Raw genomic sequence first — 25,516 nt, forward strand, 5'->3', positions numbered from 1 at the left:
CATTTTGACATGGAGGAAAGATGGCCACCTTAACAGCAGTGGTTAAAGACGAGCTTGCCGCGGTGTTTCCGCGCGTGATCTCGTCAATCACCGCGGAAGTTTCGGTGATGCTCCGATTCGCGGGCGGCCTCCATATCAACAATGGCATCGTCACGTTACAAGCCGAGTTCGACCATCCGGGCGCAGCGCGCCACCTGTGTGATCTTGTCAAAATGTTGTTCAGCTTCGATGCTGATTTGCTCGTGCTCAAAAACTCGAGTCGGGCAGGCAACACCTACGTTGTGCGGATTGCCCAAGATGGCGAACGAACGGCTCGGCGCCTCGGTATTCTCGATCCTCATGGCCGGCTTGTCCGCGGACTTCCACCACAGATCGTCAGCGGGTCGAAAGCGGATGCGTCGGCTGCCTGGCGAGGCGCGTTTCTCGCCCGCGGCACGCTGTTGGAACCGGGGCGCAACTCCGCGTTAGAAATCGTCTGCCCCTCGCTGGAAGCCGCATACGGGATTGGTGGTTTAGCGCGCCGATTGGGCATCACGTATCGTGCTCGTGAAGCCCGCGGCTCATTCCGGGTTGATATCCGGGAAGGCGATGCGATTTCCGACATGCTCACCCGCATGGGTGCCAATGATTCGGTTCTGCGCTGGGAGAACCTGCGTACCGAACGTGAAGTGCACGGGCAAGCTAATCGGCTAGCGAATTTCGACGACGCCAACATGCGCAGGTCAGCCGACGCCGCCGTCGTCGCTGTTATCCGAGTTAAGCGCGCTTTTGAGATCCTTGGCGACGACGTGCCCGATAACCTTCGCGAGGTTGGCGAAACACGTATTAAGTTTCCTGAAGATTCTCTCAACATGCTTGGAGATCGTCTTAACCCGCCAGCGACGAAAGATGCGGTTGCCGGCCGCCTACGCCGTCTGAACACGATGGCAGATAAGCGGGCCACCGAACTCGGTATACCAACCACCATGGATGCGGTCACTGACGCGCAACGCAAGCGCTCATAAAAATAGAGGTTTTTCACAGCTTCTAAGCCATGCGTGAAAGCCTGTTCATAGTTCGGCTTTAGTCCCTAGTGATTCGCCAAACAGCGGGTAAGATTGACCTGAAACGAGAGCGGCCACGCGAGAGGCGAGCCCGATAATCGTTGCGGGAAAACCCGTGAATCCATAAGCAACGTGTGGAAGCCCCACACAAGGAGGATAAAGAGTGACCATTAAGGTTGGAATCAACGGATTTGGCCGTATCGGCCGTAACTTCGCGCGTGCAGTTCTTGCACAGGGTGCGGATATCGACATCGTCGCAGTCAACGATTTGACGGACAACAAGACCCTTGCACACCTGCTGAAGTACGACTCGATCCTCGGCACCCTTTCTGAAGAGGTCAGCTACACTGACGATTCGATCAAGGTTGGCGACAAGACGCTCAAGGCTTTCGAGGAACGCGATCCGGCGAACATTCCGTGGGGCGAACTCGGTGTTGACATCGTCATCGAGTCCACCGGTCGGTTCACCGATGCTGAGAAGGCTCGCGCACACATCGAAGCTGGTGCTAAGAAGGTCCTGATCTCCGCTCCGGGCAAGAACGAAGACTTCACGGTCGTCATGGGTGTGAACGATAAGGATTACGATCCGGCTAAGCACCACATCATTTCGAACGCTTCGTGCACCACGAACTGCCTGGCTCCGCTGGCAAAGGTGTTGAACGACGAGTTCGGTATCGTCAAGGGTCTCATGACCACCGTTCATGCCTACACCGCCGATCAGAACCTCATGGATGGTCCGCACAAGGATCTGCGTCGCGCCCGCGCCGCAGCCCTGTCGATTATCCCCACGAACACGGGTGCAGCCAAGGCTGTTGCTCTGGTTCTGCCGGAGCTCAAGGGCAAGTTTGACGGCTACGCACTGCGCGTGCCTGTTCCGACCGGCTCGGCAACTGATCTGACCTTCGAAGCAGAGCGCGAAGTCACGGTTGAGGAAGTCAACGCTGCCGTGAAGAAGGCTGCTGAAGGCCCGCTCAAGGGCATCCTTGAGTACACCGAGGATCCGATCGTCTCGAAGGATATCGAAGGCCACCCGGCTTCGTCGATCTTCGATTCCGGTCTGACGAAGGTGATCGGCAACCAGGTCAAGGTTGTGTCGTGGTACGACAACGAGTGGGGCTACTCCAACCGCATGGTTGACCTCACGAAGCTTGTCGGCAAGAATCTCTAAATTCATTACGTGATCCCGGTGCCCGCACATGACCAGCATGTGCGGGCACCTGCACAAAGCCAGTAGCTCACATATTAGGAGGACAGATGAGGACCATCGATTCGCTCGGCGATCTTGCCGGCAAAAAGGTCTTCGTTCGATCGGATTTTAACGTTCCGCTCGACGACGCCAAGAACATTACTGACGACGGCCGTATTCGCGCCGCTCTTCCCACACTCACCCGCCTGATTGACGCCGGTGCGAAGGTTATCGTATCCGCGCACCTTGGCCGCCCGAAGGGTAAGGTAAACCCAGATTTTTCGCTTGCGCCTGTGGCCAAGCGGCTCGGTGAACTGCTTGGCAAAGACGTCAAGCTCGCCACCGACACGGTAGGGGAGTCGGCAAAGGAACTGACGAGCGCCATGGAAGATGGCGACGTCGTCCTGTTGGAAAACGTTCGTTTTGATCCGCGCGAAGATTCGAAAGTTGATGCCGAGCGTGAAGAGCTGGCGAAGGAATACGCTGCGCTAGCAGATGTCTTCGTGTCTGACGGCTTCGGCGTTGTCCACCGCAAGCAGGCCTCCGTCTATGACATCGCCAAAGAGCTGCCGTCCGCTGCTGGCGAGCTCGTATTCAAGGAAATCGACTCGTTGTCGAAGGCCACGGATAACCCGGCACGCCCGTACACGGTTGTGCTCGGCGGTTCGAAGGTCTCCGACAAGCTCGGAGTGATCGAAAACCTGCTGGAAAAGGCAGACCGCCTACTGATTGGCGGTGGCATGGCGTACACGTTCATGAAGGCCATGGGCAACGAGGTCGGCGCCTCCCTTCTCGAGGAAGATTTCGTGGAGAAGGCTGGCGAGTACTTGAAGAAAGCGAAGGAAGCGGGAGTCGAACTGCTGCTTCCGGTTGACAACGTCACCGCCCCGACCTTCGATGCGAAGGCTCCAGCTTCGATCTATGACACGGGTGCAATGCCGGAAGGCGAAATGGGCCTCGACATCGGTCCGGAAACCCGCGAAGTTTACGCTAAGGCAATCGCCGAGTCGAAGACAGTCGTGTGGAACGGTCCCATGGGCGTGTTCGAATTCCCTGCGTTTGCCAAGGGTACGGCAGCGATCGCTGCGGCGATGGAAAACGCTGAAGGCTACACGATCGTGGGCGGCGGCGATTCCGCTGCGGCCGTACGTACCCTCGGTTTTGACGAAAGCAAGTTTGATCATATTTCCACCGGTGGTGGCGCTTCCCTCGAATACCTCGAGGGTAAAGAACTCCCCGGTATCGCGGTTTTGGAGGATTAATGACACGCACACCACTCATGGCAGGCAACTGGAAGATGAACCTCGACCACCTCGAGGCTATTTCACTGGTCCAGAAGCTCGCAGTGACGCTCAATGATCTGAAGCACGATTTTTCTAAGACGGAAGCAGCCGTCATCGTGCCGTTCACGGATATTCGTTCGGTGCAGACCCTTGTCGACGCCGAGGAGCTCCAGATCGCCTACGGCGCTCAGGATGTGTCGATCCACGATTCAGGTGCTTACACCGGCGAGATTTCGACGGGCATGCTGACGAAGCTTGGCTGCACGTACGTCGTCGTCGGACATTCGGAGCGCCGGGAATACCACGGGGAGTCGAACGAACTGGTCGGCAAGAAAGCCAAGAAGGTCCTCGATGCGGGCATGACCCCGATCATGTGCTGCGGCGAGGCCCTCGAGGTGCGCAAGGAAGGCAAGCAGGTTGAGTTTGTGCTTGACCAGATCGAGAAGATGCTTGCAGGTTTGAGCGCTGAAGAAGTTGCCAAGTCTGTGATCGCTTACGAGCCCATCTGGGCGATCGGCACCGGCGAGGTCGCCACTCCGGAAGACGCGCAGGAAGTCTGCGGCGCTATCCGCACGAAGATTGGCGAGCTCTACGACGACGCGACGGCCGAGTCTGTGCGTATCCAGTATGGCGGCTCAGTCAAGTCGTCGAACGTCAAGGACATCATGGCTCAGCCGGATGTTGACGGCGCGCTTGTGGGCGGAGCATCGCTCGATGCCGAAGAGTTCGCAAAGATTGTGACCTTCAAGGCCTAGCCGAGATAACTATCACAGCGACGGTGGGGGTGCAGTTTAGAAGCGCCCCCACTTTCTGCTATACACTGTACGGGTAGCTACACGACTTAACGAAAAGTGATGGATTGTGAAGGTTCTTCTGACTATCTGCGTGGTCCTGCTGGTGATCACGAGCTTGTTGCTCATCGGCTCGATTTTGCTCCACAAGGGCCGTGGCGGCGGTATTTCTGACGTCTTTGGTGGAGGTATTTCCACATCGATGCGCTCGTCTGGTGTCGCGGAACGTAACCTGAACCGGATCACCGTGGGAATCGCGCTTGTGTGGACGGCCTGCATTGTTCTCATTGGTCTGATCACGAAGATCCAGTCCTAGTTAAGCAACGCGAGCCCTTCGCGTAGTACGGCTGCGAATTCAAGATCGTCGTTGACTGTTCGTAGCTCTTCGATGAGTTGCGCTTGCAAGGTGCGCATCGGCATCGCAACCTGAAGGTCAGCCCTGTCTGGCCGGGATATGATTGCGACGTCGCCATCCTGTGGCCGTGAGATACTCAGCGATCCTGACTCCCGGCAAAGCTCTACCGAATCAATCCCGGCTGTTTCCCGATGTTCAAGATGTACTGGCACGCCGAGCCTGAGGGCAAGCCATCCAGCGAGCAAGTTAGCTCCACCCCGGCTTGTGTTTCCGTGAACGAAGGCTTCGGTCACCGGTTCGTAGGGAGCCTCGTTGAGCAGGGCTGCAAGCTGTGACCGCCAAAGAGTAATTCCCGCCCAGGTCAGATCGGTATCGCCGGGTTGACGGTGTTGTGCCAGTGCAGTCAAGGCTGCTACCGGATTCCGAGTGGAATTAGCGTTGGTGATTCGGCGAGTAGAAACACGCCCAAGGCTGGTCTGGGAAGGATTTTTTGGAGCTTCTTGTACCCACCAGGTGAACACCGGAGCGTCGGACAGCAGCAATGGCAATACGAGCGACACCTCATTTTGGCCCGCCCCGTTATACGGCCGTAAGATCACCACTTCAGCAACGCCTACGTCTTCTTTCAGCATGATCTCAGCATCGAGCCGCGGCTTACCATCATCGCTTGTGGCGTCTGGCATGAGCACGATGACTCGCAGGGGATGGGCTTGAGCAACATCGACGGCGGAGTCAACTACTGCGCGTACGCCGTCGTCGTTTCTCACGACGGCGATAAGGTTCAGCACCTTGCCGAGTGCGCTAGAACCGCCGAGGTCGCGAATGCGTTCAAGTTCTCGTGCGACCTCAGCCGATGTCGTATTAGTCAAAGTAGTCATCGTGATCTCCTATAGCCTGCGCCAAGCCCGGCCGTCGCCAGCCAGCATGTCATCTGCAGAAGGTGGCCCCCACGAGCCGGGATCGTAGGTGTCCAGCGGCCGTGATGTGTTCTCCCAATAATTCGTCACTTGATCGATGAGCGCCCACGACAGTTCAACCTCGTTTTGCTGTGGAAACAGGGGAGGGTCACCGAGTAGGACGTCGAGGATGAGCCGCTCGTAGGCTTCCGGCGCATATTCGGTGAACGCGTGGCCGTAGCCGAAATCCATCGTCACATCACGAAGCAGCATGTGTGCACCAGGAACTTTTGACCCGAAGCGTAACGTGACCCCTTCTTCCGGCTGGATGCGGATAACCAGCGTGTTGGAACCCATGGCGGCGGTTTGTTCCGCAGTAAACGGCAGGAACGGTGGGCGTTTGAACTCCAGCGCCACCTCCGTGACCCGCCTGCCTAGCCGTTTACCCGCACGCAAATAGAATGGCACGCCAGCCCACCTGCGTGTATCAATACCGAGGCGCAACGCCGCGTAGGTATCCGTACGCGAGCCCGCGGCCACGCCTTCTTCGTCGAGGTAACCGGTGACGAACGTGCCACCTTGCCAACCTTCCGAATACTGTGCGAAGACGGACGAATCAGCAGGACTTCCAAGCAGGTGGGTAGCCTTGAGTACCTTTTCCTTTTCGATGCGCAGCGCCTCGGCGTCAAACGCTGTGGGCTCTTCCATCGCGATTAGTGCAAGCAGCTGCAATAGGTGATTCTGGATGACATCGCGAGCTGCTCCAACGCCGTCGTAATAACCGGCACGCGAACCGATACCGATATCCTCGGCCATCGTAATCTGCACGTGGTCAACGTGGGCGTTGTTCCACAGCGGTTCGAACAGTTCGTTTGCGAAACGCAGTGCCAAAATGTTTTGGACGGTCTCTTTGCCAAGATAGTGGTCGATCCGGAAGATCGATTCGGGGCGAAAAACATGTGAGACGACGGCGTCAAGCTCGCGTGCCGACTGTAAATCGTGGCCGAAAGGCTTTTCGATGACCACGCGGCGCCAACCCTCGTCCTGGTTATCGAGCCCGGCATCTTTGAGCTGTTGCAACACCTGAGGGAAAAGACCAGGCGGGATGGCAAGGTAGAAAGCATAGTTTCCACCCGTGCCACGCTCAACACTCGCCCGAGCTAATTCTGCTTTGAGCTGGCGATATGTGTCCGGGCTGTCATAATTGCCTTGGATCGCCCGGAATCCGCCCATGAGCTGGGCAAGCGTGGTCTCATCAATGCCCGTTTTCGCGCCGGAACGAATCGCGTCTTCGACCCAGGCAGAAAGATCGTCAATACCCTTTTTCGGCCGGGCAACTCCGAAGAGTGTGAACGACGGCGGCAGCAAACCGCGGTGTGCCAGATCGTAGATAGCAGGAAGGATTTTCTTGTGCGAAAGGTCGCCGGTAATCCCAAACAGGACAAGTCCGTTCGGGCCTGCTACTCGCTGCATGCGCGTATCTGTATCTGAAATAAGCGGATTAACCCACTCGTGAGATTCCATAACCATCCGTCCGCACTATCGCCGTAAAACACGTGCAGGGTGACCCGTGGAGCCACCCTGCACGAAAGGAGTTTACCTTATTGACCCATCGCGTCTTGAACTGCGTGAACGAGATCTTCCCACGAGTCGTTGAACCTTTCGATTCCCTCATCTTCTAGGTGGTCGAACACGTCTTCCAGATCGATACCAAGGCGAAGAATGTGGTCGAGAGTGTTCCGAGCCGCCTCGATATTCGGGCGAATCGTATCCCCGTTCAGATCTGCCTGTTCTTTGACCGCCCACAGCGTGCTTTCTGGCATCGTGTTGATGACGTGGCGTGCCACGAGCTGGTCAACGTACATGGTGGGGGAGTAGTCAGGATTCTTTACGCTCGTGGATGCAAAGAGTGGGCGTTGAATGTTCGCACCCTCATCTTCCAGATCGCGGAAGCGCACCGAATCAACAAAGTTCTCGAGGAACACACCGTATGCCGCTCGAGCATTGGCCACTCCGGCCTTACCCCGCATCTCCAGGGCACTCTGGCCGCCGATCTTCTCCAGCCGTTCGTCAATTTCCGTGTCGACACGCGAGACGAAGAAGGACGCCACCGAGTGGATCTTGGTGAGGTCTAGACCCTTCTTTTCTGCAAGCTCCAGGCCGCTGAGGTAGGCGTCGATCACCTGCTGGTAGCGCTCCAGCGAAAAGATCAGAGTAACGTTCACCGAAATGCCCTCGGCAATCGCATCACGGATTGCCGGGAGGGCCGATTTGGTGGCCGGGATCTTGATCATCGCGTTCGGCCGGTCGACTTTCGCCCACAACGCCTTAGCTTGGTCCAATGTGGCCTGCGGATGGCGGGCGAGGCGAGGATCAACCTCGATTGACACGCGTCCGTTGTATCCGCCGGTCGAGTCGTACAGGTCTGTGAAAAGATCACAGGCACGCCGCACGTCGGCAGTGGTGAGCTCGGCAATGATCTCTTCAGCTCCGAGGCCTTCATCTGCGAGCCGGCTGACATCCGAGCGGTATTCCGCGGAGTCGGAGATGGCCGCTTCAAAAATCGTGGGGTTAGTGGTGACACCCGACACGAGGTGATTGTTGATGAGATCGGAGAGATTACCCGAGTTGAGGCGGTCGCGTGACAGGTCGTCAAGCCAGATCGACACGCCGAGGTCTGACAGTTCGTATAGTTTGCTCATGATGTTTCCCCATCGTTAGCGCTGGTGGTTTGCTTGATTGATTGCCGTGCGCTGTTGGCAACGTTGTCGGCATTCATCCCGTACTTGTCGAGAAGATAAGTGCCCGATGCTGATTCACCGTAGTGATCTATTCCTACTGTACGCCCATAATCGCCAACGATCCCCTTCCATCCGAAAGTTAACCCAGCCTCAACAGAGACCCTGGCTTTAACGTGGGATGGGATAACGGATTCACGGTAGTCGGCGTCTTGCTCGTAGAACCATTCGACACACGGCATGGACACCACGCGGGCGCCGATGCCGTCTTCGGCAAGTTTCTCACGGGCCTCGAGAGCTACGGCCACTTCGGAGCCGGTGGCGATAATGACGACGTCGATCTTTTCGGCGTCCGCGAGGACGTATCCGCCGCGCAGCACGCCTTCAGCGCTCGCCACCCCGCCCTCGCCGCGGTCGAACACGGGCAGGTTCTGGCGCGAGAGTACGAGTCCGGCTGGACGATCTGTGCGTTCGAGGATGCCGCGCCAGGCGTAGGCGGTCTCATTCGCGTCTGCCGGGCGGACGACGTCGAAGTTCGGGATTGCTCGATACGACCACAGGTGTTCGATCGGCTGGTGAGTGGGGCCGTCTTCGCCCACGCCCACTGAATCGTGGGTGAGGATGAAAATCGACGGCGTCTTCATCAGCGCAGCCAACCGGATCGAGGGGCGCATGTAGTCGGAAAAGACGAAGAAGGTGGCGCCGTAGCTACGGCTCAGTCCGTGCAGCGTGATCCCGTTGACGATCCCTGCCATCGCGTGTTCGCGCACACCAAAGTGGATGTTGCGCCCGTACTTGTTGCCCTGGAACATCTTTGACGAACGCTCCACGGGCATGAAGGACTCATATCCTTGCATGTAGGTAAGATTCGAGCCGGCCAAATCAGCCGAGCCGCCCCACAGCTCTGGGAGAACCTCGGCGAGCGAGTTCAGCACTTTGCCAGACGCGGCGCGTGTAGCTAAGGACTCACCTGCTTCGAACTGGGGAAGGTTCTCAGTCCAGCCCTCGGGAAGCCGCCCGGCAAGGACCCGGTCAAGCAGTTCCTTGCTTTGCGGATTCTTCTTTTCCCACGAGTCCGCTTTGGCCTCCCATTCGCTGCGGTACCTGCTCGCGTTCGCGGCAGCCTGCGCGCGGGTGTGCGCGAGCACCTCGGGGTCGATGTGGAAAGTCTTATCGGGGTCAAGGCCGAGGATCTCTTTCGTGGCCCGAATTTCGGCGTCGCCGAGTGCAGAACCGTGCGAAGCGCCGGTGTTCTGTGCGTTAGGGGCTGGCCAAGCGATGATGGTCGACAGCCGAATAAGCGAGGGCTTGTCCGTCACTTGCTGTGCCTTGACGATCGCGTCGTAGAGCGCGACGACGTCTTCTTCGTAGTCGCCGTCGTTCACCCAGTCAACGTGCTGTGTGTGCCAACCGTATGCTTGGTAGCGTTTTTCGACGTCCTCGGAGAACGTGATCGACGTGTCATCCTCAATAGAAATCTGGTTGTCGTCCCAAATAACGATGAGATTGCCAAGGTTCTGTGTGCCTGCAAGAGACGAGGCTTCTGCCGTGATGCCTTCTTGAATACAGCCATCGCCCACGATGCAGTACACGTGGTTGTCGAAAATGCTCTCACCATCCGGGGTATCCGGATCGTACAGACCGTGGGCGCGACGCGAGGCCATCGCCATGCCAACCGCCGATGCGAAACCCTGCCCGAGCGGGCCAGTCGTCATCTCCACGCCCTTGGTATGCCGATATTCCGGATGGCCTGGAGTTGCCGAACCCTCGGTGCGCAACGCTTTCAGATCGTCCATCTCCAAGCCGGCACCGGCCAAGAAAAGCTGAACGTACTGGGTAAGCGAGGAGTGCCCAGCGGAAAGAATGAAGCGATCTCTACCGAGCCATTCGTGATCAGCCGGATCGTGCCGCATGACCTTCTGATAGAGGAGATAAGCTGCGGGAGCCAGCGAAAGAGCGGCCCCGGGATGGCCATTACCTACCTTTTGGACTGCGTCTGCCGCGAGCACGCGTGCGGTGTCGACCGCCTTTTGATCTAGCGCGCTCCAGTCGAAGGTCGTCATTAATTTTCTCCTTAGGGTTAACTGGCACTGACACTCGGTGCCACTATGATCAATCCTACTGGCTAACGCAAGCAAATCTGGAAGGGAGGCGAACGTGAATGTCCGGTGACGCCCAAGGTGACGAGCAGCGTTCATTCGCGCGTGATGTCAACCAGTATCTTGCTCACCTGCGCGTGGAACGCTCCCTGTCGGACAACACGATTGCCGCCTACAGCCGTGACCTGCAGCATTACGTAGACCACTTGAACGCTCGTGGTGTGCGCTCGTTTGCGCAGGTCAGTGACGATGACGCGGCCTCCTTTGCCGATTACTTACACAGCGGACTTCCCAGTGGTAAACCGATGGCGCAATCGAGTATCGCACGTATGCTCACATCGATTCGGCGTTTGCACGAGTTTCTTTACGAAGAAGGGCGCGTGGGCCACGATCCGACCCGGGGCGTGCGTCCGCCGAAACAGCCGATGCGCCTACCCAAAGCGATCACGATTGACGAGATGGAACGGCTCATCGCCGCAGCATCCGTAGGGGAGGGCCCAATCCCACTTCGTGACAGGGCGCTCGTCGAAATCCTCTACGGCACCGGTGCCCGCGTGAGTGAGGCCGTGGGGCTGACCGGTGACGACGTCGATCTGGACGCGGCTCAAATCCGGCTTTTTGGTAAAGGGCGTAAGGAACGAGTGCTTCCGCTCGGCCGCTACGCTATCGACGCGCTCGATCAATACTTGGTGCGCGGACGGCCCGATTTGGCGAGCAAAGGGCGCGGCAACGCTTTCGTGTTCCTTAATAAACGAGGCAATCCGCTGTCCCGGCAATCGGCGTGGGGTGCAATACAAGACATTGCTGGGCGCGCCGGCATGGACGGGATTTCACCACACACGTTTAGGCATTCTTTTGCCACCCACCTGTTGGAAGGTGGCGCCGATGTGCGGATCGTCCAGGAAATGCTTGGGCACGCCTCAGTGACCACCACACAGATTTATACGAAGGTCACCACCGAAAAGCTTCGGGAAATGTATGTGAGTTCCCACCCGCGGGCTGTCCATCGCTGATACCGCGACGTTTTCAGGTAGATTAGTTCCGTGAGTTGTGTACAACCTGAACGTTTAGGCGATTCCGACGGCGATTTTCCTCTTCCTGCCGATCTGGAATCGCACGGCCCTGCCCGCATTATTGCCATGTGTAACCAGAAGGGCGGCGTAGGAAAAACGACGACGTCGATCAATCTTGCAGCCGCGCTCGCCGAATACGGGCGCAAAGTGCTTATTGTTGATTTCGATCCGCAAGGTGCAGCGTCGGCCGGGCTCGGTATTAACGCAATGACGCTTGAGCGCACCCTGTATGACGAGATGGTGGCGGCCAAACCTGACGTGCGGCGGGTCATCCAAAAAACGAAGATCACGAATCTCGACGTCGTGCCCTCCAACATCGAACTGTCGGCCGCCGAAATCCAGCTCATTAACGAAGTTGCGCGCGAACAGTCTCTCATGCGTGTGATCAGGCCCGTTCTGGACGTTTACGACGTCATCATTATCGACTGTCAGCCGTCCCTCGGCCTGCTCACTGTTAATGCACTGACCGCAGCTCACGGCGTCATGATTCCGTTGGAAGCCGAGTTCTTCGCCATGCGCGGTGTAGCTTTGCTTGTGGATCAGATCGAGCGGGTGCAAGATCGGCTCAATCCGCAGCTACGCATCGACGGCGTGCTGCTGACAATGGTGGACAAGCGCACGCTACACGCCCGCGAAGTGATTGCCACGATTCGAGAACAGTTCGGCGACCGCGTTTTTGACACGGAAATCCCGCGCACGGTTCGTTTCCCTGATGCCACGATCGCAGCTGAACCGATCACCACATACGATTCGAAATCGAAGGGCGCGCAAGCGTATCGCAGGCTTGCCCGCGAACTGATCTACCGCGGTGGTGCTCCCTAGTGAGCGCCCCCGTCGGTGAAGATCTTTTCAGCTCCGACTCCTTCGCGGTCGACCTCGACGTCTTTTCGGGGCCATTCGAGGTCCTCCTCAGCCTGATTTCACGCAAAAAACTTGACGTGACCGAGGTGTCTCTTGCCGAAGTCACCGACGAGTTCATCGAGTTCGTGCGCGCCCAGGATGAGGCCGACCTGTCGCAGATGTCCCAGTTCGTCGTCGTCGCTGCCACGTTGCTCGACATGAAAGCTGCGAGGCTACTACCGCGCGATGAAGAAGATGACGACGCCGACCTTGAGATTCTCGAGGCCCGGGATCTGCTGTTTGCCAAGCTGCTGCAATACAAAGCGTTCAAGGAGGTTGCGCAAGAACTCGCCGTGACGTTGGGTGTGCAGTCGCTCGCGGTTCCACGAGATGTGCCGATGGAAGAGCACTTCCGTTCGATGCTCCCGGAAGTAGAATTGCGGATCGGATTATCTGATTTGGCGATGTTGGCGGCCCGTGCAATGACGCGCACACCGGCAGAAGTGACGTTCGACCACATGCATGACCCGCTGGTACCGGTTGAATCTCAGGTGGCGCACCTCAGGCAAGTTCTCGTGGTGGGCGATAAGGTGTCTTTCACACAGCTGTGCGCAGATGCCCGCTCGGTAGCAATGGTCGTGTCACGATTTTTGGCAGTGTTGGACATGCTGCGCGCAGGAGAAATCCTTGTGGAACAAGACGGCCCACTCACCACACTGTATGTCGTGCGAGTAACCGACAAGGAGGACCAGTGAGCGAGGATTTTCAGCGCGGGAGCCTTGAAGCGATTCTTATGGTGGCCGAACACCCCGTTCCTGTGAGCGCGCTTGCGCAAGCGATCGAGCTGTCAGAAGCAGATACGGACGCCTTACTCAGATCGATGGCTCGCAACTACGATGCGGACAGCCGCGGCTTCCAACTGCGTGAGGTAGGCGGGGGCTGGCGGTTCTACTCGCATCCCAGATACGCGGACGTGGTCTCCGAGTTCGTCACACGCGGACAATCTTCCAAGCTGTCCGTACAAGCGCTCGAAACGCTCGCCGTCGTCGCCTACCGCCAGCCGGTCACGCGCACGCAAATCGCTGCTATCCGCGGCGTTGAGGTAGACTCTGTTGTCCGCACGTTGGTCACGCGCGGCCTGATCGAACAGGTTGGGCAGACGCAGGCAACGGGCGCGAGCCTGTATGGCACAACGCAGCTTTTTCTTGAGAAAATGGGGATGAACTCGCTTGACGAACTAGCCCCCTTGGCACCATACTTGCCCGACGACACGGACCTTGACGAACTGGAAAAGGAGCTTCCATGAGCCGCGCACAAGACGTTCACGATCCCACAGGCCAGCGCCTGCAAAAAGTGCTCGCACACGCGGGAATTGGTTCACGCCGTGCATGCGAAGAGCTCATCTCAACTGGCCGGGTCTCGGTTGACGGCCACGTCGTACGCCAATTGGGAATCCGGGTGAATCCGGAAACGGCGGTCATCCACGTTGACGGCAACCGTGTTCAGCTTGACGAGACAAAGGTGACGCTCGCTGTTTATAAGGAACGCGGCGTCGTGTCCACAATGAGTGATGACCAGGGCAGGCCCACACTTGCTGACTACGTAAGTGACCGCCCCGAACGGCTCTACCACGTGGGCCGGCTCGACGCCGAAACGGAAGGCATCATTTTGCTATCCAACGACGGCGAACTTGCCCACCGGCTCACCCATCCGTCGTTTAACGTTCCCAAAACTTATATTGCCCGTGTTGAAGGCACGCCAACCCGTGGGCTAACGAAAGTACTCGAAAAGGGCATCACGCTCGAGGACGGCCCGATTAAAGTCGACCGTTTCACGATTCGCGAGGTGGGCAAGAAACATTCGATCGTCGAGATTCAGATCCACTCAGGGCGCAACAGGATCGTTCGCCGCATCATGGAAGAAGTCGGTTTCCCGGTTATCGATCTAGTGCGCACACAATTCGCCAACATCCCAATCGGGCGCCTGCGGCCGGGCGAGGTGCGCACGGTAGGCGGCTCTGAACTGGGAGCTCTGATGAGTATGGTAGATCTATGAAAGACTCCGTTCTTACACCCTCCCCGGTGCTGATCATCGGGGCAGGCCTGCTTGGCACGTCGATCGCACTCCGGTTACGGCGCGCTGGCGTGGAGGTGCATCTTGAAGACGCCTCACCAGTGGCCGCATCGCTCGCACGCGATCTCGGGGCAGGAACGCTCGAACCGGTGGACGAGCCGAGCATCGTCGTCGTCGCTATTCCGCCCGATGTGACCGCGCCCGTGGTACGTGCGGCACTGGATCGGTTCCCGAACGCCGTCGTCACCGACGTCGCTTCTGTGAAAGAGCGTGTGGCCCGTGATGTGGCTGGTCATCCGGGCGCTGACCGCTGGGTCGGTTCGCATCCGATGGCAGGTAAAGAACGCTCCGGAGCCATCGCTGCGGATGCCGATCTTTTCGTGGGGCGGCCGTGGGTAATTACCCCTAGTGAAGACACCCAGACCGACGCTTTGCATGCGATTCGCACGCTCGCAGTCGATGTCGGTGCCACGCCCGTCATGTTGGACGCCGCCGAACACGACCATGCCGTAGCGCTCGTGTCGCACATGCCGCAACTCATGAGCTCCCTCGTGGCAGCCGCGCTCAAAGACGCGCCTGCCGAAGCCCTCGATCTTGCCGGCCAGGGGCTACGGGATGTCACACGCATCGCCGAATCTGATCCGCTGCTGTGGACGGCCATTATTAATGGCAATCGTAAGCAAATCGCTGGTGTGCTTCGCTCGATCTCCGCACGACTTGGCACCCTCGTATCCGTCCTTGACCGTGATGACACCGGGCTGGACCGCATTTCAGCCGTCATTGCTGACGGCAATAAGGGCGTAGCGCGCATACCCGGCAAGCACGGCGGTGCACGGGCCAACTACGCCGAAGTTATCGTACTCATCCCAGATGAACCCGGAATGCTCGGCCGGCTTTTCGCTGAAGTCGGCGAGATCGGCGTGAACATTGAAGACCTCGAGATGGAACACTCGGCCAAACAGCAGGTGGGCAGGGTGATCCTCTCCGTTATTCCACAACAGGCAGTGCCCCTCGAACGGGAGCTTGCACAAAGGGGGTGGCGCGTGGTGACGAGCGAATCTGTTCCACCGCTGGTGATAGCAATCGATGGCCCGTCAGGCTCTGGTAAGTCGACCGTGGCAAAGGAGGTCGCACGGCGCCTCGGCCTGGCCTACCTTGACACGGGGGCCATGTACCGGGCAGCCACGTGGTGGGTACGCGAGAAGGGTATCGACCTGGCCGATCACGACGCCGTTCACGCCGCCACGCTGGAGCTTCCGCTTTCGATTGACCTCGATCCGGAACACCCCCGTTTCCAAGTGGACGAGGTTGAGGTGAGCGAAGAGATCCGCGCTCCCGAGCTATCGAAAGTTGTCTCACAGGTGGCCGTCAATCTTGACGTGCGGGCTGAAATGGTGCGCCTGCAACAAGCGATTATCGCAGCGGAAACCGGCCCTGGCGGATTTTCAGACGGCCGCGGAATCGTTGTCGAAGGCCGTGATATCACGACCGTCGTCGCACCCGACGCCCCCGTACGCGTGCTGCTCACCGCTTCTGAAGAAGCACGGCTAGCGCGCAGAGCACTGGAAACTCGGGGGAGTGCCGATGCGAGCGCAGTGGCAGCCACACGCGACGAAGTAGTACGCCGCGACCGCGATGATTCCACCGTGTCAAACTTTACGACCGCACAGGACGGCGTGACCACAATCGATTCATCAGACATGACGATCGACAACGTTGTGGATGCCGTCATCTCACTGATTCCGGAGAACTATCGTGACCGATAAAGATTTGACCGAGCAGCAATACGCGCTCATGCGCGCGTCCCTCGACGACTACGAACTCGACGCCGAGGATCTGGCACTCATCGACTCCGACCTCGTTGACGCCGCGCCCGCACAGGTCCTTCCGACCGCTCCCGTGCTCGCTATTGTCGGCCGGCCAAACGTCGGAAAATCAACCCTGGTGAACCGTATTGTTGGCCGCCGAGTCGCCGTCGTGCAAGACACTCCCGGCGTGACCCGAGATCGAGTGTATTACGACGCGGAATGGAACGGCCGGGAATTCACCGTGGTGGATACCGGCGGGTGGGAGATCGACGTCAAAGGTATCGACCTGTCGGTGGCCAACCAGTCCGAGATCGCGATCCGCGAAGCAGACGCCGTCATGCTCGTCGTGGATGCAACCGTGGGCGTGACGGACGCCGACGAACGTATCGTTGAGCTCATCAGACGCTCTGGTAAACCCACCGTGTTGGCTGCGAACAAGGTCGATTCGGACCAGCAGGAAGCTGACGTCGCGTACTTGTGGGCACTTGGACTAGGCGAACCCTTCCCGGTGTCCGCGCTTCACGGGCGTGGTTCAGGAGAACTGCTTGACGAGGCGATGAGAATTCTGCCTAAAGAATCTGGCGTGCGCCGGCAGCGCCCTGAACACGGGCCGCGCCGCGTAGCTCTCGTTGGCAAACCGAACGTTGGTAAGTCCTCGTTGCTGAATCAGCTTGCGGGGGAGAACCGGGTAGTCGTGGACGATCTTGCAGGTACCACTCGGGATCCGGTTGATGAAGTCATTGAACTCGACGGGCAAGTCTGGACGTTCGTCGACACCGCCGGTATTCGGCGGCGGGTCCATCTACAGTCGGGAGCTGAATACTACGCGTCCTTGCGCACCCAACGCGCGCTCGACGGAGCAGAGCTCGCCCTCGTGCTCATCGACGGCTCGCAGGATTTGAGCGAGCAGGACATTCGGATCATGCAGCAGGTGATCGATTCGGGGCGCGCCATGGTACTCGTCGTCAACAAGTGGGATCTTGTAGACGAAGAACGCCGGCACATGATCGACCGGGAGCTTGACCGCGAAATGGTGCGCATGCCGTGGGTGGAGCGCGTGAACATTTCGGCGCAGACCGGCTGGCACACGAACCGCTTGGCACGCGCGATGCGTAAGGCGTTGGAATCTTGGGATAAGCGGATCAGCACGGCCAGGTTGAATTCCACCCTTGGTGAGCTTGTTGCTGCTAACCCGCATCCCGTGCGCGGCGGTAAGCAGTCACGTATATTGTTTGCCACTCAGGTGGATATTCAGCCTCCGCGGTTCGTTCTGTTTACGACGGGGTTCCTCGATCATGGCTATCGCAGGTTCATTGAACGCCGTTTCAGGGAAGTGTTCGATTTTACCGGCTCGCCAGTGGAGATTTCGGTGCGCGAACGCCAGCGCCGCCAGCGCAGATAGGTGGTGAACCGCTTGATCCCGGCGTTTCTGCTTATATAGCAGTTTTGCAGGACTTGTGGGCGCTCAACGCCCCCATTTCTGCTATTACAGCACAAACGCGGAGAAAACCCCCGGAACGATGTCGCGAGACATGACAAAAAGTCGGGCTAGCGGGATTTGAACCCACGACCCCTTGACCCCCAGTCAAGTGCGCTACCAAACTGCGCCATAGCCCGGTCAGACGTGAACGTCTGCGTAACAACGTAGATGATAGCCGAAATTTAGGGCGGAACACCAAACGGCGCCCGAGCTGGCGGGGTGGGAAGTCTCACGCGTGTGGCCTCGCTTGTCTGCCTCGTACGCGTCGCTAGCGCTGGCAGCAAACCCGGCTAGCAGCCAGTGGATAACTTGCGGCTACTTGTCGGACGGCGGCACAATAGGCAGGTGACTGAAAACCTGAAACGTGAAGAAGCACGCCGGCGTGCTGACCTGCTGAAACTTGAGTCTTATCGGATCGACCTCGACGTGTCGGAAGCGCCCGCAGAGACCGAATTTTTTGATGTCACCAGCGTAGTGACGCTGACTGCGCAGGAAAATGCGGACACGTTCCTCGACTTCATCGGGAAGTCGGTGAGCGAGGTTCGTATAGATGGCAAGCCAGTTGACTTCAGGTTTGACGGTGCACGTGTTCACGTACACATTCCGGCTGGCGAACACGAGGTCACCGTGCGCGCAAAGGGCATGTATTCGCGCACGGGGGAGGGCTTACATAGATTCCGAGACCCGGTCGATGGTGAAACCTACCTGTACTCACAGTTCGAACCGGCCGATGCGCGTAGGGTTTTCCCGAACTTTGAACAGCCAAACTTGAAAGCCTCGTTCGCAATATCGATCACCGGCCCGGCGGCCTGGGAGATCCTGTCCAATGGTAAAGAACAGGCACGTGAAGATGCGAGCGAAAACTCGCTGGGCCAGCAGCTGGCACGCGTGACGTTCGCACCAACCAAACCGATGTCGACATATCTGACGGCGTTCATTGGCGGGCCCTACCATCGCTTCTCGGATGCCGTGGACGTGGACGGCCAGACGATCGAGCTCGGGTTTTATTGCCGAGACTCGCTTGCTGAGCACTTTGAGATTGACGATATTTCTACGGTGACGAAACAGGGCTTGCAGCTCATGCCCAAAGTGTTCGACTATCCGTACGTGTGGGGTAAGTACGATTCGGCGTTCGTGCCCGAATACAACCTGGGAGCGATGGAGAATCCTGGCTGCGTGACGTTCTCTGAAGACGCCTACGTTTACCGCGGTGAGGCCACCCGTGCTCAGCGGGCGGCCAGGGCGAATACGATCATGCACGAAATGAGCCACATGTGGTTTGGTGACCTGGTGACTCCGGTGTGGTGGGACGACCTGTGGCTGAAAGAGTCGTTTGCAGAGTTCCTCGGGGCGTGGGCGTCAGCGACGGCTACGAAGTACACCGAAGCGTGGGAGAATTTCGCGGGCGCCCGGTTGTCGTGGGCGCTTCGTAACGACCAGTATCCGACAACCCATCCGATTATTGCTGATATCCCGGATTTGGAGGCGGCTGATCAGGCCTTCGACGGAATCACATACGCGAAGGGCGCCGCGGTATTGCGCCAGCTCGTGGCGTTCACGGGCGAGGACGCATTCTTCGTAGGGGCAGCCAGGTTGTTTAAGACGCACGCCTTTGGTAACGCGACCCTGGCAGACCTCATGGCAGCACTCGAGGAAGCCTCCGGCAAGGATCTGGGGGATTGGGTGGACCAGTGGCTGCGCACAGCCGGCGTGTCGACCGTAACAGTCGAGCGGACCAGTGACGGTGTCCGGCTTTCGCAACAGGGGATCGAACCGCTATCGGGTGAGCCGATTGTTCGCCCGCATAAGCTCCGCGTGTCGGGCTGGAAGATCGTCGACGCCGATGGCGGCGCTAAGCTTACGAAAGCCGGTGACACCGACGTCGAATTACGCACGCAGGTCACGGTTCCATGGCAGGAGATTGGGGGCGACGACGTCGATCTCATTTTGCCGAACGACTCCGCGCTGTCTTACGTCAAGATCGGTTTTGACGAGACGTCGCTGAAATCGGCATTAGCCTATGAGGTTGACGAGCCGCTTGCCCGTTCTGTTATCTCAACGGCATTGTGGGAAATGGTTCGCGACGCCGATCTTCCGGCCAGCCGTTATGCAGAGTTTGTGTCTCATAGCGGTGAAGATACGTCGTCTGGACTGTTGGCAGCTCGGATTAATAATGCACTGCTCGGCCTTTCGCGGTACACGCATGTGAGCGTGCGTGAGGCAGAGCTGACCACGTTCTTCGACGGCGCTGTGCAGAAGCGAGGGCAGGGGAGTTCGGATGCGAAGCTGTTGTGGTCGCGGGCTTTGGCGCGAGTAGGGGCGGCACTGCCTACTAGGGCTGACGTCGTCGCTGAGATGTTGGCAGACACAACGGATCAAGACTTGCGTTGGCAACTGCTAACTGCGCTGGCTGCTACCGGGAATGTGACGGCTGCCGAGCTAGATGCTGAGCTGGCACGAACGGGAAGCGCTGCCGACGTCGTCGCACACGTCCAGGCGCGTTTTTCTATGGAAGGTAAGGCCGCTGAAGGCCTAGCTAAGCTAGCCTCGGGCACGCTTTCGAACGATCACGTCAGTGCGATCATAAATGGTTTGCGCCAACCGCTACGCGAAGACGAACTCCGGGCAGAACTCGGCGACTACTTCGGGCACGTCACCGAGATTTGGCGCAAGCATTCGCAAGAGATTGCCGAGCGCATCATTTACGGGCTGTATCCCATGACGGATCTTAAACCCGGCGAAGCGATAACGGACAAACCTGAAGTGCGTGCTGCCGAGCACTGGCTGGACACAGCTACAGCTCCAGCAGCATTGGTGAAGATTGTCACAGATTGTCACGACGATCAACTGCGGGCGTTGCATGCACAAGAATTATCGAATTAGTTTTTCGGTCATCCGATGACACGCGAAGCGTGGTGGGATAAAGTTGGGTGAACAATATTTAGCTTGGGGGAGCAATGGCAGACTTCGTGGTACAGCCGCCGGATGATGATCCAACATCGACCTCGAAATTCACGGCGATTTCGCAAGGGCAAACGGATGCCGGGCCTGCCCCGCGCGGTCTAGACGCCGAAGATATCGCTACCATTAACGCTCTTCCGGCCACCTCGGCTTTGCTCATTGCCCGTAGCGGCGCGAATGCGGGTGCGCGTTTTCTTTTGAATGCTGATTCGACGACGGCAGGCCGCCACCCGAAATCAGACATTTTCCTTGATGATGTGACGGTGTCTCGTAAGCACGCGTTTTTTATTCGCTCTGGCCAGGACTTCTACGTGCAAGACACCGGCTCGCTCAACGGCACATACGTCAACATGCAGCAGGTTGAGGAAGCGAAACTCTCACACGGCGATGAGGTCCGTATCGGCAAGTTCCGCCTCACCTTCTACGCATCTCCGCTGGCGGCCCGATGAATAAAGCAACAGGGCGTGCTTGGGAAGATTCCACCCCAAGCACGTGGCCCCATGACGTCTCCCATGAGCCTTCCTTGAAGATAGGGGAGGTGACCAATCATCTTCGCCAGGAGTTTCCCTTCTTGGCAGCTTCGAAGATTCGGTATTTCGAATCTCAGGGTCTGATTGAGCCGCATCGGACGGCGTCAAACCAGCGCTTGTTCTCGCTGGCTGATGTTGAACGGCTGCGCTTCATTCTTGTTGAGCAGCGTGACCGCTACGTTCCGCTTCCCCAAATTAAGGAAATGCTTCGGCAGCTCGATCGGGGCGAGTCCGTGGCTGAACATCCTGGGCGGCTTCGCGCGTTGCCTGCTGAGACGCAGGTGAGACCAAGCCCGGGTACGCGGTTGCAAAAAGATGAACTTGCTGCGCTGACCGGGGCGTCGTTGGCCGATATTGAGCAGCTGATTTCCGATGGCATGCTTATTCCTGATGCGCGTGGGCGGCTCACGGCACAAGCTGTGGATATCGTCCGTTTTTCTAAGATGCTCGACGACGCCGGGTTGGATCGCCGTAGTTTGCGCCAGGTGCGCAATTCGGCACATTCGCACGCTACTAACGTGGTGGCAAAGCTGGCGACGGAGCGTGCGCGTAAGACTCCCGTTGCAAAAGAGCGGGTGGCTAATGAGTCCGCTGAGATGGCGACCATGCTGACGAGCTTGTACCGGGCGCTATTGACAGAAAGTATCGAAGTTCAGCTTCGTTAGGGGAGCGAACTTCAAGTAATGGTTAAGACACGGCATTAAGACACGCCGAGGACACTTCAAGCCACCTCATTGAGAATTGAGCTGTTCGGGTTTAGGCTAGAATCTGAACGAATTAAAGGAGGCTGGCGTGAGTGACGCAACTGCACAAGGCGCTACACCGCAGCTTGCACAAGGGCTACTCTTTGGAAGCCAGGTGCCCGATCTGGACACCCAAACAGGCTATCGAGGGCCTGCTGTTTGCCGTGCCGTCGGCATCACGTACCGCCAACTCGATTACTGGGATCGCACCGGCCTAATTGGTCCGTCTATCCGGTCTGCAAAGGGTTCCGGCTCGCAGCGCCTGTATTCGTTCCGGGACATCCTTGTTATCAAGGTGATCAAGCGTCTTCTTGACACCGGTATTTCTCTCGAGCAGATTCGCACGGCGATGAAGCAGCTCACGGATTACGGGGTGGAAGACCTCGCTGCCATTACGCTCATGAGCGACGGGGCGTCGGTGTACCTGTGTACGTCCGACGACGAAGTCATCGATCTCATCCAAGGCGGCCAAGGCGTGTTTGGCATCGCTGTGGGTAAGGTCTGGCGAGAAGTTGAAGGAGACCTCGCAGAGCTTCCAGTAGAACGCGCTGAGCCCGCCGTTGTCGACGAACTTGCAGCCCGCAGGGCAGCTAAACGCGACGCGATGTAACTGCACACCGGTCACGCGGTGGCAAGCGGTGGAGAGCGGATACTGGTCTTTCATAGACAGGGGAGCGTCAGCTCTTATCCAATTCGAATCAACCAAATCGGCATTATCGGCGCTCTCTGCTAATTTGACATAATGTGCATTATCGGTTTTCTACAGGAGGGGCGCTAATTCTACGGGCGCCTTCTTCCGGCGCTATCTTGCGGTTTAATCCGCCCCGGAATATTTCGCTGCCCTAACCGATTAAAATAAGTAGAGACACAAAGGAGAAACATGGCAGAACGTTCACTGCGCGGAATGAAACTCGGAGCGCACTCGCTTGAAACTGATGTTGGAGTCGCATTCGCTGATCGGCGTGAAGAAAAATACGAATGCAAAGATGGGCACACGTTTCACATCACGTTTGCTGAAGACGCCGAAGCTCCCCAATTTTGGGAGTGCAAGTGCGGAATGGAAGCTGAACTTGTGCGCGGCGGCGGCGTTGACGATTCGAAGCCAGCCAAGCCTCAACGTACTCACTGGGACATGCTCCTCGAACGTCGCAACCTCGATGAGCTCCAGGTTCTCCTAGACGAGCGGCTCGAATTGTTGCGTGCGGGCAAGCTACACAAGCGCCGCCACTGACACGCCTATCGGCACCTATTTACGCTGCAGGCCAGCCAGAAAATCTTTGAGCTGGCTACTGCGGCGGTCAAAACCAAGCTTCGTGGCACGTACGAATGCCTCGCCGATGATATTTCCGCTCATTTTCGAGTTGCCGGCCGCCCGCTCCACGAAGGAAATCGGTACTTCGACGATCTTTGCACCCAAATCGCGCATTTTCAGAGTCATATCCACTTGGAAGAAGTATCCGCGTGATTCCACCTCAGTAAAGTCCAGGCGTTTGAGGGTATCTGTCCGAAAGACTCGAAAACCTGCGGTGGCATCTTTCGCGGGCAGATCAAGCCACAGTTTGATGTAGAGGTTACCTGCGCGGGAGAGCACTTCCCTGTGCTTAGGCCAGTTCACCACTTCCCCACCGCTTACCCAACGCGAGCCGATCACCAGGTCTGGCTTATCCGGAGCATCCGCCCGCGCCAAAAGTTGCGGTAGATGTTCTGGGCGATGGCTTCCATCAGCGTCCATTTCGCATACGTGAGTGTATCCGGCGTCGATTGCCCATTCGAAACCGGCAAGGTATGCCCGTCCAAGGCCCTCTTTTGCCGTGCGGTGCAACACGTTTATCTGTGAGTCTGCGGCCGCGCGCTCGTCGGCATATACGCCTGTGCCGTCGGGAGAATTATCGTCGATAACTAAAATGTCTGCCTCTGGCACTGCGGCACGCGTGCGGTCGAGAATACCGGGCAATGATTCGCGCTCATTGTAGGTGGGAATACAAATGACTACCTTCATCGTTGGCCTCGTCTTTCTCGACAACTATGCGCTAATGCCACCATAGCGCTTACTGCCCCGAGAATATAGATAATGAACGTGCGCTCTCGACTGCTGCGAGCGGCGAATGTGACTTTCGTTTGAAGTTCAATATCTAGAACTTCTGCGGCAGGAACGTTCTGGTCCGCTTCGTAAAATACTCGACCACGAGAATTGATTGCTCCCGTGATTGCAGTTGTTGACACCTGGATCACCGTTCGAGAATGCTCGATCGCCCGGAAGCGTGACATGGCAAATTGTTGTGGGCTTAGGCCAGTGCCGGTGAAAGAGGCGTTGTTGGTTGGAACAACAAGCAGCTGCGCGCCCTGTGTGACGGCATCTGCGACGATGTCGGTATAGGCGACTTCAAAACAGATAGGAACGCCGAGCACGAGCTCGCCACCGGCAGTGGGTACCCGTACGATCGCTGGACCTTGGCCGGCTAGCATGTCAACGCTGACCAGGTCGACGGCGTCGGTAAACTGTCGGAAAAAGTCGCGATGTGGAATATACTCACCGAACGGCACAGGATGCTGTTTGGAATACCTATCAGTGACGCCGCGCTGTGGCTCAATAACAAGCACGTCGTTATAGCGCCCTTGCTCAATATATTCTTGGGTACCCATGACGAGCGGCACGCCAGCGTGCTCGACCAGCTGAGTAACGGCGTCGCCCGCCGTCGGGTCTTTGCGCACGTCACGGTCTGACGACGATTCTGGCCACACGATAAAGTCCGGTTGCTCAGATCTTTCTAAAAGTTCTTTGGTGGCCTCTACATGGTTGTCCGTGACTGCTAACGCGCGGCTTTCTGCCTGAGGAGAAGCAGGACCACCTTGCACAACAGCGACTTTCACAGTCGAGGCAGAGCGCCCTCCAACGGGCACGAAAATCGGTACGACGGCGAGCATCGCGGCAAGCGCGACGCACACACTACCGCGGAAAAATCCGGCAGTGAGGGCGTGCGCCACGAGCAGACTTATCACGATCACGATCCCGCCAACTGCAGTGGTCGAACCGTAGGGAGCTAACCGGGCAAAAGGCGTGTCAACCATCGTGAAGGCGAGCGTGCCCCACGGCATGCCGCCGAAGGGCCAGCTGGATCGAAGCTGTTCCATTGCCAGCCACGCCAACGTTGCCGTAACGATCTGGATGGCAATCGACACGCCTGGCCGGTCCCGAATCTGAAGCCGGCTCAACAAAGCCCACACACCTGCCAGAACACCGATGTAGATGGCTTCTACGAGGCCAAGAGCGATCTGTGCAAGAGCGGTACCCGCCGCGGGGGTCGCCCAGTGAAACAGTGGAAGGAAGAAGGCAGCGCCACATACCGAGCCAAGCCCGAAGGCTCGCCCCGCTCCCCTACCATTCACGATGAGCCACAGCAGTGCTATCGCAGGGAAAGCCAGTGCCCACCAAGCTGTGGGCTCGTTGGCCAGCCACATGGCTACGCCCCCGGCTATCGCTGCTAGAAATCTCACTGTTCGATCCTATGACAAAAGAAACGCAGGCTCCTGGCTCATTCCTCGGACCGATCTCACGATCGTTTTCTATCGAATGTGCGGAGCCTGCGCACTAGCGCTTGATGCGTCCCTCAAGCCTA

At 58.0% G+C, this 25,516-nt stretch carries 23 protein-coding genes and 1 tRNA gene; 17 read left to right on the top strand and 7 right to left on the bottom strand.

Going from position 1 to position 25,516, the window contains the following annotated elements; all coding sequences use genetic code 11:
* The first annotated feature begins 20 nt into the window (after positions 1-20).
* The 5 genes from whiA to secG all read left to right on the top strand — a co-directional run bounded on the left by whiA (position 21) and on the right by secG (position 4,619).
* On the top strand, positions 21-1,004 hold the full coding sequence (gene whiA / locus EL234_RS00395) for a DNA-binding protein WhiA (RefSeq protein WP_126415611.1): 984 nt from the start codon (positions 21-23) through the stop codon (positions 1,002-1,004).
* 202 nt (positions 1,005-1,206) lie between these two features.
* On the top strand, positions 1,207-2,211 hold the full coding sequence (gap, locus tag EL234_RS00400; RefSeq protein ID WP_126415612.1) for a type I glyceraldehyde-3-phosphate dehydrogenase: 1,005 nt from the start codon (positions 1,207-1,209) through the stop codon (positions 2,209-2,211).
* Positions 2,212-2,297: 86 nt separating this feature from the next.
* On the top strand, positions 2,298-3,491 hold the full coding sequence (locus tag EL234_RS00405; protein WP_126415613.1) for a phosphoglycerate kinase: 1,194 nt from the start codon (positions 2,298-2,300) through the stop codon (positions 3,489-3,491).
* Complete coding sequence (tpiA, locus tag EL234_RS00410; RefSeq protein ID WP_126415614.1) at positions 3,491-4,267, top strand: triose-phosphate isomerase; 777 nt, start codon at positions 3,491-3,493, stop codon at positions 4,265-4,267. Before EL234_RS00405 ends, tpiA begins: the two co-directional genes overlap by 1 nt.
* 106 nt (positions 4,268-4,373) lie before the next feature.
* Positions 4,374-4,619: a preprotein translocase subunit SecG gene (secG, locus tag EL234_RS00415; protein ID WP_126415615.1), complete on the top strand. Its 246-nt coding sequence runs from the start codon at positions 4,374-4,376 to the stop codon at positions 4,617-4,619.
* On the opposite strand, the gene EL234_RS00420 is transcribed toward secG, so the two are convergent.
* The 4 genes from EL234_RS00420 to tkt form a co-directional block, all read right to left on the bottom strand.
* The gene (locus EL234_RS00420) at positions 4,616-5,536 is read right to left on the bottom strand and encodes a glucose-6-phosphate dehydrogenase assembly protein OpcA (protein WP_126415616.1); all 921 of its coding nucleotides are present in this window, start codon (positions 5,534-5,536) and stop codon (positions 4,616-4,618) included. The genes secG and EL234_RS00420 overlap by 4 nt on opposite strands.
* A 9-nt stretch (positions 5,537-5,545) precedes the next feature.
* Entirely contained in the window at positions 5,546-7,078 is a 1,533-nt protein-coding gene (zwf, locus tag EL234_RS00425) for a glucose-6-phosphate dehydrogenase (protein WP_126415617.1), read from the bottom strand.
* A gap of 77 nt (positions 7,079-7,155) precedes the next feature.
* Entirely contained in the window at positions 7,156-8,256 is a 1,101-nt protein-coding gene (gene tal / locus EL234_RS00430) for a transaldolase (RefSeq protein ID WP_126415618.1), read from the bottom strand.
* Positions 8,253-10,355 carry a transketolase gene (gene tkt, locus EL234_RS00435; protein ID WP_126415619.1) on the bottom strand — a complete coding sequence of 701 codons (2,103 nt, stop codon included), beginning with the start codon at positions 10,353-10,355 and terminating at the stop codon, positions 8,253-8,255. The genes tal and tkt overlap by 4 nt, the downstream gene beginning before the upstream one ends.
* Before the next feature lie 98 nt (positions 10,356-10,453).
* On the opposite strand from tkt, the gene xerD reads away from it, so the two are divergent.
* From xerD to der, 7 genes are read left to right on the top strand one after another with little or no spacing between them, the layout of a single operon-like run.
* On the top strand, positions 10,454-11,404 hold the full coding sequence (xerD, locus tag EL234_RS00440) for a site-specific tyrosine recombinase XerD (protein WP_126415620.1): 951 nt from the start codon (positions 10,454-10,456) through the stop codon (positions 11,402-11,404).
* Between the two features lie 30 nt (positions 11,405-11,434).
* Complete coding sequence (locus EL234_RS00445) at positions 11,435-12,286, top strand: ParA family protein (protein ID WP_277870831.1); 852 nt, start codon at positions 11,435-11,437, stop codon at positions 12,284-12,286.
* Positions 12,286-13,059, top strand: coding sequence for a segregation and condensation protein A (locus tag EL234_RS00450; RefSeq protein ID WP_126415621.1), 774 nt, complete (start codon positions 12,286-12,288; stop codon positions 13,057-13,059). The genes EL234_RS00445 and EL234_RS00450 overlap by 1 nt, the downstream gene beginning before the upstream one ends.
* The gene (gene scpB, locus EL234_RS00455; protein ID WP_126415622.1) at positions 13,056-13,610 is read left to right on the top strand and encodes an SMC-Scp complex subunit ScpB; all 555 of its coding nucleotides are present in this window, start codon (positions 13,056-13,058) and stop codon (positions 13,608-13,610) included. Before EL234_RS00450 ends, scpB begins: the two co-directional genes overlap by 4 nt.
* Complete coding sequence (locus EL234_RS00460) at positions 13,607-14,359, top strand: pseudouridine synthase (RefSeq protein WP_126415623.1); 753 nt, start codon at positions 13,607-13,609, stop codon at positions 14,357-14,359. Before scpB ends, EL234_RS00460 begins: the two co-directional genes overlap by 4 nt.
* Positions 14,356-16,143 (top strand): prephenate dehydrogenase, encoded by a 1,788-nt coding sequence (locus EL234_RS09510; RefSeq protein ID WP_126415624.1) that lies wholly within the window; start codon positions 14,356-14,358, stop codon positions 16,141-16,143. The genes EL234_RS00460 and EL234_RS09510 overlap by 4 nt, the downstream gene beginning before the upstream one ends.
* A gap of 28 nt (positions 16,144-16,171) precedes the next feature.
* Positions 16,172-17,587, top strand: a complete 1,416-nt coding sequence (gene der / locus EL234_RS00470; RefSeq protein WP_126417192.1) for a ribosome biogenesis GTPase Der — start codon at positions 16,172-16,174, stop codon at positions 17,585-17,587.
* Between the two features lie 141 nt (positions 17,588-17,728).
* Here the strand turns inward: der and EL234_RS00475 are convergent.
* A tRNA-Pro gene (locus EL234_RS00475) sits at positions 17,729-17,802 on the bottom strand.
* Between the two features lie 208 nt (positions 17,803-18,010).
* On the opposite strand from EL234_RS00475, the gene pepN reads away from it, so the two are divergent.
* From pepN to EL234_RS00500, 5 genes are all read left to right on the top strand, one after another.
* Positions 18,011-20,548, top strand: a complete 2,538-nt coding sequence (gene pepN, locus EL234_RS00480; protein WP_164712253.1) for an aminopeptidase N — start codon at positions 18,011-18,013, stop codon at positions 20,546-20,548.
* Between the two features lie 74 nt (positions 20,549-20,622).
* Entirely contained in the window at positions 20,623-21,075 is a 453-nt protein-coding gene (locus EL234_RS00485) for an FHA domain-containing protein (protein WP_126415626.1), read from the top strand.
* Positions 21,072-21,821, top strand: coding sequence for a transcriptional regulator FtsR (gene ftsR, locus EL234_RS00490; RefSeq protein WP_126415627.1), 750 nt, complete (start codon positions 21,072-21,074; stop codon positions 21,819-21,821). Before EL234_RS00485 ends, ftsR begins: the two co-directional genes overlap by 4 nt.
* Before the next feature lie 127 nt (positions 21,822-21,948).
* A complete protein-coding gene (locus EL234_RS00495) occupies positions 21,949-22,509 on the top strand; it encodes a MerR family transcriptional regulator (RefSeq protein ID WP_126415628.1) in 561 nt (186 codons plus the stop codon).
* A 270-nt stretch (positions 22,510-22,779) separates the two neighbouring features.
* On the top strand, positions 22,780-23,130 hold the full coding sequence (locus EL234_RS00500) for an RNA polymerase-binding protein RbpA (RefSeq protein ID WP_126415629.1): 351 nt from the start codon (positions 22,780-22,782) through the stop codon (positions 23,128-23,130).
* A 15-nt stretch (positions 23,131-23,145) separates the two neighbouring features.
* Here the strand turns inward: EL234_RS00500 and EL234_RS00505 are convergent, their stop codons facing one another.
* A complete protein-coding gene (locus EL234_RS00505) occupies positions 23,146-23,898 on the bottom strand; it encodes a polyprenol monophosphomannose synthase (RefSeq protein WP_126415630.1) in 753 nt (250 codons plus the stop codon).
* On the bottom strand, positions 23,895-25,394 hold the full coding sequence (lnt, locus tag EL234_RS00510; RefSeq protein WP_126415631.1) for an apolipoprotein N-acyltransferase: 1,500 nt from the start codon (positions 25,392-25,394) through the stop codon (positions 23,895-23,897). The genes EL234_RS00505 and lnt overlap by 4 nt, the downstream gene beginning before the upstream one ends.
* Positions 25,395-25,516 lie beyond the last annotated feature (122 nt).

It is taken from the genome of Trueperella bialowiezensis, from assembly GCF_900637955.1.
In the GTDB taxonomy this organism is placed as follows: Bacteria; Actinomycetota; Actinomycetes; order Actinomycetales; family Actinomycetaceae; genus Trueperella; species Trueperella bialowiezensis.